Source organism: Phaeovulum molybdatiresistens (genome assembly GCF_023544865.1).
Taxonomy (GTDB): Bacteria; Pseudomonadota; Alphaproteobacteria; order Rhodobacterales; family Rhodobacteraceae; genus Pontitalea.
In genome coordinates this window covers 1-11,295 of the sequence record NZ_JAMJFX010000049.1, presented here as the reverse complement: position 1 = coordinate 11,295, position 11,295 = coordinate 1, and the positions used below count along the sequence as shown (strand labels likewise).

General features: G+C 60.1%; 9 protein-coding genes. 5 read left to right on the top strand and 4 right to left on the bottom strand.

Annotated elements, in window-relative coordinates; genetic code table 11:
* The coding region (locus MXB90_RS17090; protein ID WP_250046627.1) for a hypothetical protein at window positions 1–249 on the top strand (249 nt) is incomplete at its 5' end.
* A 172-nt stretch (window positions 250–421) separates the two neighbouring features.
* Complete coding sequence (locus tag MXB90_RS17085) at window positions 422–577, top strand: hypothetical protein (protein WP_250046626.1); 156 nt, start codon at window positions 422–424, stop codon at window positions 575–577.
* A gap of 644 nt (window positions 578–1,221) precedes the next feature.
* Here the strand turns inward: MXB90_RS17085 and MXB90_RS17080 are convergent.
* Genes MXB90_RS17080 through MXB90_RS17065 form a run of 4 tightly spaced genes read right to left on the bottom strand, consistent with a single transcriptional unit; the run spans window position 1,222 to window position 6,894 of the window.
* On the bottom strand, window positions 1,222–3,066 hold the full coding sequence (locus tag MXB90_RS17080) for a TniQ family protein (RefSeq protein ID WP_250046625.1): 1,845 nt from the start codon (window positions 3,064–3,066) through the stop codon (window positions 1,222–1,224).
* 5 nt (window positions 3,067–3,071) lie between these two features.
* Window positions 3,072–4,037 (bottom strand): ATP-binding protein, encoded by a 966-nt coding sequence (locus MXB90_RS17075; protein WP_250046624.1) that lies wholly within the window; start codon window positions 4,035–4,037, stop codon window positions 3,072–3,074.
* A complete protein-coding gene (locus tag MXB90_RS17070; protein WP_250046623.1) occupies window positions 4,034–6,187 on the bottom strand; it encodes a DDE-type integrase/transposase/recombinase in 2,154 nt (717 codons plus the stop codon). Before MXB90_RS17070 ends, MXB90_RS17075 begins: the two co-directional genes overlap by 4 nt.
* Window positions 6,184–6,894, bottom strand: coding sequence for a PDDEXK family nuclease (locus MXB90_RS17065; RefSeq protein ID WP_250046622.1), 711 nt, complete (start codon window positions 6,892–6,894; stop codon window positions 6,184–6,186). The genes MXB90_RS17070 and MXB90_RS17065 overlap by 4 nt, the downstream gene beginning before the upstream one ends.
* A 1,447-nt stretch (window positions 6,895–8,341) precedes the next feature.
* Here MXB90_RS17065 and MXB90_RS17060 point away from each other — a divergent pair.
* The 3 genes from MXB90_RS17060 to MXB90_RS17050 all read left to right on the top strand — a co-directional run.
* Entirely contained in the window at window positions 8,342–9,436 is a 1,095-nt protein-coding gene (locus MXB90_RS17060) for an AAA family ATPase (protein ID WP_250046621.1), read from the top strand.
* Between the two features lie 150 nt (window positions 9,437–9,586).
* Window positions 9,587–10,855 (top strand): Hsp70 family protein, encoded by a 1,269-nt coding sequence (locus MXB90_RS17055; RefSeq protein WP_250046620.1) that lies wholly within the window; start codon window positions 9,587–9,589, stop codon window positions 10,853–10,855.
* Window positions 10,856–11,083: 228 nt separating this feature from the next.
* Window positions 11,084–11,295, top strand: a 212-nt coding sequence (locus tag MXB90_RS17050; RefSeq protein WP_462982322.1) for an alpha/beta fold hydrolase, incomplete at its 3' end; no start/stop codon positions are given.

Below are 11,295 nucleotides of genomic sequence, written 5' to 3'. Positions count from 1 at the left end.
CCTGGTCTTGTAGGCAGGGGGGATGGGTCTGCTCATGCCCTCCAGCTACCACACTGGATTCACGAGATGAATCCCCCCACGGGTTTTGTGCAACAGAGCCTTGCGGATCTGCGGAAGAATTACACCCCATCAGTCGGAAGCGGAGACCGCGTGATGCTGAAATCGGTGAAGCCACATTTTGAGAAAAGAGTGGCCCATATTCGCACCCAATTGGAAGCCTATCAAAAAAAATCTGGAAGCCAAGATTGAAGACGAGATCGTCAAGTCAAAAGACGCAATCGTCGATTATTACGAACCCGTTGCAAAAGCCAGTCCGCCTGACGCTGCTCATGGCCTATTCGGCTCTGATGTCAGGGCTTGGCTCAAGCACGAGTTGGAACGGTCTTTTCCCTCAGCGAAGTCGCTCGTTTCAAAGATGTCGTTGGACGTCGAATTCAAGGATGTGACCTACGAGACGCTTCAGGACCCGGAGTTTCTCGTAGCCGTGCGCGCAGCTTTTCCCGGTCACGATTGGGACAAGGCACATGAGGAGTATAAAGCGGCAGGCGAGACGAAGAATAACAGCGCCAAGGGCTGAGTCCATGAGCGCTGCTATTTCGAGATAGAAACCAGTGACAGATTGGCGCTCAGGTTGCTGGTGTCGGGACAGACAATCCGTGATGGGAATTTGCCGAGCGCTGGAGCAGATCCGCGAAGGAGGCGGGGTCCACTGCGCCGTGCAGCTCATCGAATGCTCCATAGGTCCGGCTGTCCGCCTCGATGTCGATCGGGCGTCTCGTCGCCTTCTGGATAGCTGCCCTAGGCCCACTGCACGAGCGCATCGATGTCGCGAGGAAAGTCGCCGTTAGCCCGGCCCTCACAAACCGGTTTCGACAAGGTTTCCGCAAGTCTACACAACGCATTGATTACAAAAGAGAACCACCGGAACCTTCGGCTCCGGTGGTCACGTTATGCGATCAGAATGGACAGAAAACCTCTGAAAGTGGCCGTTTTATGCGACGCCGCACAAATGCTGTTAGACGTCATATAAAACGACCATTTCACCCATACGCAAAAAATTAGGATGTTGATCTTTAATGATATTTTCTTCCTCTAGCCGCCCGAAAATCACGGCGTTGGCCATTTTTGTCACAATTATTGACCACCGAACGGCCAAAAAAAGATGCCGCCCGAAGGCGGCATTTTCTTCATTTGAACATTCCGGCTTGGAAGGTTGGCTGGTCAGCGCTGAAGCGCCGCAATCACCTCGTCTCGCACGTAAAGCGTGGCCCCAAGCTTTCTGGGCTCCACAACAGGCTTCGCCCCCACGCTCTCAAGGCGCGAGCGAACGGTCGAACGCTCGCACTTGAACTCGAGCTTGAACCGATGCGCGAAAACATAACGTTTGCGGAACTCAGTCATCGCTTCCGGCCAAATCCACTTTTCATGGGCGCCCCCAATATCATCGGATTTCAGAAAGGCACCCCCCGAACGGTCCTTGGTGATCGCACGGATTGCAGCCTCGCTGAGGCCAAGAGTCAGTCGCGCCATTTCCAATGACATCCCGGGCATCGGCAATTGATCGGCCGTGCTGAACTCTCGCGGATCCAGAACCAGCCCCTTGATCCCGGGGACATCCTTCAGTCGAAGCAACCGACGAAGCCTCCCGGTCAGGAGCAAACGGAACAGCTTCTCGTTGGTGATCCGCGAACGTTCAAGCAGGCCAGAGATGTCGGTCATCCCAGCCGGGACCGCATCGACAACGCCCGTGATCTTGGCTTCAATCCTGTCCAGAAACGCCACCATCTGGCGCCGGTCAATCGAGCGGCTCAGCTTTCCTCTCGGCTCGCCATCGAGTTTCAACTGGGTCAAGGCACCAATTTCGACCAGGGTCGACACCATCGGACGCGTTGCGTTGAGAAACGAACCCGCCTGCGTCACGGGGATGGCACAGTTGATTGCCTCAGCTACGAGACGGCCCTGCCCCGCGTCGACGAGCAACTCCGAGCACGGGGTGAATGCAGCATCTGCGTCGAGGAGATTGCGCGACACCAAGACGTCGCGCAGGGTCAATTCGTGGACGTGATAGGTTTTGGCCAACGTGATCACGCTCGAAATCCTGGGCTGCGTGACGACCTCCCCCAGCAAGGTCTCGCCAGGGCCCACGTCCATCGTCTCGACGATATGCGCCCGCAAGACATCGCGGATACTACCCGGATCCTTGCGAAGCTTGCCCGCGGAGAGCCAGGCGTAAAGCATCCCAAAGACACCCTTCCGGCGCAGCCAGTCCCGCCCGTGGCCTTTCGCGGCCTCCTGCAGTTCGCAGAAGGCGCGGCGCAGACCGTCCTCGCCATCGCGCACATAGGGCCACGCCTGCTTGGCGGCATGCACCCAATCCATCGGACCCAGATCGGCGGCTTTTGCCTCGGTGCCAAAGGCGATCACGGCCCCAAGCATTTCCGTCGCCTTGACCGCTTGCTCGATCGGCTGACGGTCCAACCATGCGGGCCCGCTCGCGCCATCAAGGCGCGCCAACACATAGGATTGAAGTTCGGACGGCTCAGTTCCGGGCGCCTGACCCGCAAGGTTCAGGAGTTGCGCGCGGGTTTCGGGAACAAGATCGGCCAGTTCATGCAGGAAATCGTCCCATTTATCCCCCCGGCGCTCGAGCATGAGAATTTTGTGGTCCGGGCAGATATGGACGGGCCGGAGCGTCCAGATCAGCCGATGAGAACGGGCAATGTGGGGGCTACGGTCATCGAGATTGTCACAAGCAAGGCAAGCGGGGCAAAACCGCGTGATGACACCGGTCGTGAACTCGGCACTGAAGGTTTCGTCCCGCAAAGCAAAGTGGCGCGTAGCGATACGCGCGATCACATTGCGGCGCACGGGCTCGAGATCCTGCCCCACTTTTTCACAGAGGTGACGAACCGCATCGGGGCCTCCGGCCGAGAGATCATTGGGCTTGATGCCAATATCGTGCAGAAAGGGCACAAGCCGACCGCCGGTATGAAACGCCGCGAGGCGCGCGGCCCAGGAGAGGACGGTCTCATCGCTCCGATACGGAAGAGCAGGAAAAATCTGCATTGCAGTCACCTCCGGCTGCCCTGAGCTCGACCCTGTCTGACACGCGGCTCGATCGGCTGGTCCGGCCGGATGTTCCACCAGTCAGCCACCAGGAATACATTGCGCTCCGGCCCCACGCCGTCATGCATCGCATAGGCCTGAGCAAAGTGATCCACCTCGAGCGCCTTGGCCCCGTCAAGCAATGCGCATTCAATCGCGCTCACGACACTCTCGACCGTTCGCCCGAACCGATAGCGGGCGGCATGGGTCACCCTGCCAACGATGTCAGGATCCTGAGGCGGCCTGAGCCCTGCGCGCTCGCAGTAACGCGTGATGACAGTCTCGATCCCCGCGCAATCCTCCTTCGGATCCACGGGCGGCAGGATCAGGCTGGTGAACCGCCGTTGCACCTGCTGGTCAGAGCGAACGATCTCGGCGAGCGCCGCGGTCCCGGACAGGATCACGATCACGGCGGAATCTCCCTGCATCAGCGATTTCAGCGCGCGCAGGATCAGGTTCTTATCCGCGCAGAATAGGTCATGCGCCTCATCGATCCAGATCGCTACGACCCCGAGCATCGCGATCCGTGCCCGCAACAACTCCATCATCGTCCAAACTTCCCGGCGCGGGGAAACATCGGGGTAGCCGCTATCCTTCAGAAGGGCGAGCGTAACGCTCTTGAGCGTTGCGGGACTGGGCACGACGACCTTGAGGTAGGTCTTGTTCCCGTCCGGCCCCGGCTGCAACGCCGCGCACCGATCCAGACCGCGCTGAACAAGCGTGGATTTTCCTCCTCCAGGGCCATCGACGACCATGATCCCCCGCGTCTCCCCCGTGCTGGTGAAGCGCGCCGCGGACGGCAGCACCTCGCCATCGGCACCGTGTGCAAGCAGCCGCCGAAAATGGAGCGCAAAATCCTCGTCCCGGGGATTGGTCACATGGAGCGCCCGCAGTTCGCCGAGGACACGCATGACATTGCCCATATCGATCATTGTGAGTCCTCAACCCCCCAGTTTGCGGAGTCCGACTTGCGCTTCTTGGGGGCAACGGCCGCGCTCGGCCCCTCCTTGCGGGGCGCGGGAATGGACTGACCGGCCTCACCATCCGCGGCAGCGATCCCTTCATGGGGCGACCGGATCGACGCCCGGAACCCGACAAACAAGCGATCTTCGATGCTCTTCAACTTGTCCTTGCTCCAGTCCTCCACAAGAAGCCCCGCGAGCGCCACCGCCTGGGAATTCCGTTCGTCAATGTCGGCGAAAGCTGCAAAGATCGTATCGTGATCGAACTCTTTGCGGCGCGGATACATGCTCTTGAGCTTGCGGGCCACGATCAACCAGGTCTGCGCCGCCTTGCCGTGGAACCGGTGATCAAGGGCAGGCACTTCGATCCACTTTCCATCAAGGCGCACCAGAATTGCGCCGATGTCACGCGGATGCCAGGCCACTTCGACCTTGGCCTCGTCGTTGCGCAACATCCACGTCGCCAGCGCTTCCGAGTGATACCTCAGACCCAGCACCGTGACGCCACTCTTGTCGAGCCTGCGCATGAAGCGCTCACCAAAGATCAGGCGAAATTCACGGTTCGAAGGTGCCGGCGCGACACCAACGCCCTGCAGAAGGCGCCGCCAGCATTCCAAAGGCGTTTCACCATGCAGCCCCTCGTTAGGCAGGTTATGATAGATATCGACGATCCAGCGCACGAGTGCGAAGGCAAAGTCTTCGAAATTCAGCGCCGCACGGTTCTGCGGGTTGGCATCGCCTTTTTCCATGATGCTCGAAAACGTATGCCCGGACAGCCGCCGCATGAGGTTGGTCGACACGGTCCTGAACAGCCGCTCGATGCGCGCGCGCTGTTCGGGAGTTGCCGGTGGCGTAAACTCGTGGACCACGCCAAGATCCGAGCAGGCATGGCGGAAGACCTCGGAAATGAAGGCGGGACCGTTATCGGTAACGACCTTTTCCGGACGACCATGCATATCCCACGACCCAAGCGCAGCGACGCTGTTGGCCCATTTCCCCTTGTCCTGAACGATCATCTGAAGGACTTGCGTTGCGGCAGAGCCCTTGGCCTCGCGGGTGATCGTCATGCCGACGATACACCGCGTGGTCGCACAAATCGCGACGGTGATAAGCCAGCGCTTGTTCTTGCCATCAAGGCCGAGGGCTTCGAGTTCTTCCGGGGTAAGATACTGCTCCAGGCCTGCGGACGCCATCAGCGTGATCGCGTCGACGCGATGCTCGTCGATGTCGACGCGCTCGAGCGGACGCGTGAGCTCCAGGCCATTCCCGACCGGCGCGAATTTCTTGCGCGCATAGTCGATGCCGTGCCGCGCCACAGCGACCTGAAACGGGTCGAGCGAGCGGATTGCACGGCAGATGGTGGCGTAGCTCGGCACGCACAACTCGGGTTCGCCCTTCGCCGCCCTCCGTTCGTTTTCGTCCTTGAAGGCCGCTTGGACATCCTTGGCGGTCTTGTCTTGCGCCGGGCGCTCCGGCGACATGTAGCCGAATACCTTTTCCATCATGAGCGACACCTCGCGAGGCGCCATACGATGCCCGCGATTTCCACGCGCAGCGATCCGGTCGATGAGGCCGTGAGTGTCCAGCTTTTTATACGCCGCCAGCCAGCGGCGCAGCGTGCGCGGCGAAGGTTCCACGAAGAAATCGATCGTCTTCGTAACACCGGGAACATAGGTTTGGCGGGACCTTTTGGCGAAATCCTGCGCAAGCGCCCGCATCTTATGCATATTGGCCCGGATCGACGCATCCGTAACCTTCATCTTGTCCTTCTGACACTCGAGGAAGGCATTCACCCACGCATCCCGTTTGGCAAACGCAATCCGGGTTTTCGTGGGCAGTTCCGAAATCAGGACCTTCCCCTGTTTCAGTTTCAACCGTTGCGCAGCCTGCTGCGGCAGAAAATGCCCGATCTGATGGCTCAGCCGGCCCTGTGCTGCGAATTTGCTGAGTTGCTGATGGGTGTAGCTTTGCGAACACCCGCTCCCGTCTTCCAGGGTGAAGATCCAGCCGTCTTCACTTCGGTGGACCGGGCGCATACCGAGACTATCGATCGCCAGACGGTCATATTTTCCGAACGCAAAGCGTTGATTGGGGTGGCCGAAGCCAAATTGCAGCGTCATTTGATCGCACCTTTCGCTTTGAAAACATTGGAGTTGAGAGAGATTTGCTCGGGCCGGACGAGCTTCAGGTGTCCAGACCGAAGCAGCCGGACGAAGGCGCGGAAGCCCAACCCCGCGTCCTCGAAATGCGCAACCAACTCGCCAAGTCTGCACACACCGGACATTGCGTTATGGATCTCGATCGCCATCTGATCCGCTTCGGCTTCGGGCCTGCGGTAGGCGTAGAAGAGCTTCGCGTTGAAGAGTGAGGCCCGATTGAGGTTCTCATCCGTGAGCAGCCGCACATCATCGGCAAAACCGCTCTCTCTCGCCTGTTCGGCAATGTGGGAGATCTCTTTCCGAAACCGTTCACTGACGCGCGCTTGCGGTTTGACCGTATAGGCGATCCGCCGGCCATCGACACGGAGGACGAAGAGATCGAACCAGTGCGAATGCACTTCACCCCCTTCATCCACCCAATCGAACCTGACCTGCTCGCGCAAGTCCGCAGTGTTCTCGAGAGACATAAGCACCAGGCACCAGCAAAGCTCGAGATCGCTTTCCAGGTGAATGACACGCCCATGTCCCGGGCCGAAGACAACCTGCGCGGTGGCATGTTCGCGGTTATGGCGAACGATCTTGCGGTTAGCCGTCGAGGGGCTCGCGAGTTTCGGCGGCGTTTCATCCATATAAGGCTGTGCCTGGTGGATCATGATTTCAGCGGACATAGGTCCTCCATTCCCGGGATCCGGGTTAGTTTCGTTGAAACCGAGAAACGGAGTTGCGCCTGCCCATATTTGGGTCTATGAACGCAATAGCTATACGGCCGCTCCCGGTCGTTACCTTTGGCGTGCCATTTTCGGCGCGCCTTTTCTTTGTGCTCTATCGCTTGGTCGACTTCTCCTTCCTCACAAGTCGTTGATCTATCGATTGCACATCAACCCATTGTAAATAAAGAAATAAGTTTGCTTGATATTTTCAGGCGCAGTGGCACTATCAGGCATGTAGACCGAAAAAAGTGCGAAAAAACGAAGGCCAAGCTCTGGTCGATTTTTATTCGCATTCCTCCTTAATCCGTTTCGTTCACACAAGGCTCGGAAAACCCGGCAAAAGCGCAGAGTCCTCATTCGTTTTTCGCACAAATCCCGCCTGATTCCCCTTTTGCGAATTTGAGAAACCACGCCGCAGATCTTTGGGTTCGGAAAGCTCTCTCTGTAAATTTTTCAGTTCTCCAGCACGACGATTTCACCGAATCGGTGAGTTGATTAAGTTCGAATGAACATGACGGCGCCGATTTCCGACGAGGCCGGAAGCACTGCCAGAGGTTCGTGATTGAGAGAGGAGCGGAAGGTCTTGCCACTCGTCACTCACGCCAACTCCGTTCGACGCGCCATTCTGATCAGCGCGCCTTCCCGGAGGGTCAGCGTATCAGCCGAAAGGCTGCGAGAGTGATATCAAGGGTCATGCTCATAGTGGCAATATTAGAGATTGGGTATTTCGGGCGAAAGGGCCGCCGATCACCTCATTTCGTCACAGTGCCGCCATGTTGCATAAATGCAACGCAGCGCAACAAAAGAACCCCGCTCGAAAACATTCCGTCTTGAAGTGCCCTTCCTTACCTTACTAACGTAGTTCTATAAGGAAGGGTCTGCCGGGGTCGCCCCGATACCCGGAAAGCTTCGCAAAAGCGCGACGAAAAAAACTCTCAGAAAATCTAAAATGTTATTGACACTGGCGCTCAATCTGAGCGCGCCAGGTGTTTCTGCCTGTGGATCGTCTCCGAGTTTCCGAAGTTCACCAGTTGAACGGCTAAGTGATTGATGCGGCTGAGGCTGAACGGCCAAAATTGCCACAAAAAAAGCTGCGTCAGGCTGGTTCTGGCAGGTTCAAATCGCGAAGAATTCCTGTCGTTTCGGTGTAGTCCCCTCATGTTGATGAGGCGCATCACCCGCCGAGGTCACCCCATCGTTTCGCGGCCATCCAGGGAAGATGACCGCATGCGCCTCTTGACCGCACGGCACTTCTCAGCATAGCCAGAAGGCATGAGCGCGCATCTTCATATCTGCCGCATATGGGCCGACTGACCAGTCCCTAACCAGGACCGGCCATTTCCGCTTGGCCAGATGCCAAGCCCGGTCGGCCCGAGCCCTACATGCCAGATATGGAACCTTGCCGATGACGCGGATCAAATTCGTCGACCTGCCGCCTTTTCAAGACGCCGACACGATTGCAGCGCGCTTCACCGCAACCCTGCGCCGCTTGCGTGCCGAGCGCGAACTCGCAGAAGAGAATGACCCTCTCGACCTCTGGGACGATGAGGGCGACCTCAAGCCCTCCCGCGCGACCCAGATCGTCACATACGATGACACGAAGAAGATCCGCCGCCGCGCAACGCTTATGGCCGAGCGGCAGAAGATCAATGCCGGAGTCACGCAACTGAAGACAGAGGAATTGGCCCGCATCACGCCGGTTCTTCATGGCGCCGATCTGGTCCTGGCGCAGACTGAGCACTGGGCTGATGAAGTCGCGGCCAGCCTCCATGCAGAGATGCCCTGGATGGCTGCTGCCTCGGAATATGCGTGGCATGCCCTGCGCCGTGCAGCCCGGCGGGGTGGAGGCATCGCCATGCGCCCCGTGATCCTGAACGGGCCTCCGGGCATCGGCAAATCGGTCTGGGCGCGCAAGCTGGCCGACCGTCTATCGCTGCCGATGGTGGATATCGATGCTTCGAAGGGTGGCGCTGGCTTTGCGCTGGCGGGGGTCGAGCGGGGCTGGGGCACGACCCTACCCGGCCGACCGCTGGAACTGATCCTCGCCAAGCGCATCGCCAACCCGATCGTCATCGTGGACGAGGTCTGCAAGGCGAAGCACGGCACGTCCACGAGTGGGACTGGCCATTCTTTTGCAGATGCGCTGTTGGCGCTGATCGAGCCGGCCACGGCGGCGGAATGGGAATGCCCCTACTTCCGCCTGCAGTTCGACATGTCCCATATCCTCTGGGTCATGACGGCGAACGATGTCGACCGTGCTCCGGAGCCTGTGCGCAGCCGGTGTCAGGTGATTCAACTGCCCGATATCACGCCCGCGCAGATCGCTGACTTCGCGATGGCGGAGGGGCGGAGGATGGGCCTGTCGGAGGCTGGGATCGCCGCTGTTCTCGACACGATCGAGGCTGCGCCCCGGATCCTGAAACGGCGATTGAGCCTGCGAGACGTGATCCGGATGCTGGCGGTCGGCGAAGCCCTGGAGACGCGGCCGCGGCTGCAGTGAGCGGGCGCGGCCGCGGGTCCCATCGACGATAGGGCCTGTGTCTTCCGCAGCGTGCCCACCAGATCAGCAGCTGGCGCCACACCACTTGCTTGACACCCTTCTGCGCGCCGCCTACTGACCCCGGCTCTGCATGGCACAAGGAATATGAGCATGGCGCAAAGAGCACTTGGTCTTGGGGTGGACTTCGGCACGTCGAACACCGCCGCAGGCTATGTGCAGGACGGGCGGCCGCGCCTCATTTCCTTCGCGCCCGGCCAGACCACGATCCCCACGACCTTCTTCTTTAACTTCGACGCGCGCAGCCTGCTGATCGGCGAACCAGCCAATCAGGCGTTGCTTGAGGGCGCCGAGGGGCGTTTCATGCGGGCGCTCAAACGCATCCTGGGCACCCCCCTGATGCATGAGCCCCGGCGGCTCCTGAACGAGCGGGTGACCTTCGTCGAAATCATCGCCCGCTTCCTCGCCCAGGTGAAGGCGCGGGCAGAAGCCGAAGCCGGGGTGAGCTTCGACCGCGTCCTGTCGGGACGGCCAGTGGTGTTCCATGGCGCGGGCGACCCCCGCGAGGCCGCCGCCGAGGCTGATCTGCGCGCCTGCTATCTCGCGGCCGGCTTCCGCGACGTGGAGTTCATGCCGGAACCGCAGGCCGCCGCGATCGCCAGTGGCGCTCTGGAGGACCAGGGAGGGATCGGGTTGATCGTCGATGTTGGCGGCGGAACCTCGGATTTCTCGCTGTTCCGTTCTGGCCGCGACGGGGTGACGATCCTGGCCAATCACGGGGTCCGCATCGGCGGGACAGATTTCGACCGCGCCATCAGCATCGACCGGGTGATGCCGCATCTGGGCAAGGGGACCGAGCTGCGCAAGACGCTCGGCACTGGCAGCACACCGACGCCGAACGCCATCTTCAACGACCTGGCGACCTGGGAGAAGATCGCTTTCCTCTACACGCCGCAGAACCGTCGGCTGGCCGCCGAGATGGTGCGTCTCGCACATCAGCCGGAAAAGCTGGCCCGATTGGCGAAGGTGCTCGAGGATGAACTGGGGCATGACCTGAGCTTTGCCGTGGAGCGGGGCAAGATCGCGGCCAATGGCGGGGCGGAGGGGGCGTCCATCCTGCTGGACCGGATCGAGCCTGGCCTGGTCCTTCCCCTCTCGGCAGATGCCCTGACCGAAAGCCTCGCCCGCCATGCAGACGCGCTGGCCGAGGGCGCCCGCGAGACGCTGCGGATCGCGGGCCTGGATGTCGCCTGCGTCGAGAAAGTGGTCTATGTCGGAGGCTCCAGCCTGATGTCATTGGTCTCGCAGACTATGCAAAACCTATTCCCGCAGGCCGTTCACTCCTTCAGCGAAGTATTCACGGCTGTGGCGAACGGGCTGGCCTTCGCTGCAGGTGACGCGAGGCCGATACGGCCGGTTTGACTTGAACGACGGGGTGTCCGCCGACAGCTTATTCCAGACACTTCGGCCGATGGCAAACGGGGTCGGCCCAAAGCGGCCGTTCAGCGATGTCGGCGCTCTGTTGCGTGGCGTAACCCAAACAGATGCGCGTGCTACGCCCAGAATATCTGCGAGACCGGTGCTCCGAAAGCCCTACTTGGCGGAATCACCAAGCGTCGTCAGACTGGGGCGCAACTTCAGGAGGCGCGCGTGAATTCTCCACTACAGGCCCCAACAACGTTCGTCCTCATTCATGGCTCAAACCACGGCGGCTGGTGCTACGACCGGGTCGCGGCGATCCTGCTGTCACAAGGCCACCGGGTATTCGCACCGACGCTTGCCGGGCTGGCAGAGCGTTCGTCGATGGATGGGCGCAAGATCAATCTGACCACGCATATCGACGAGGTCGTCGACCTGTTCGA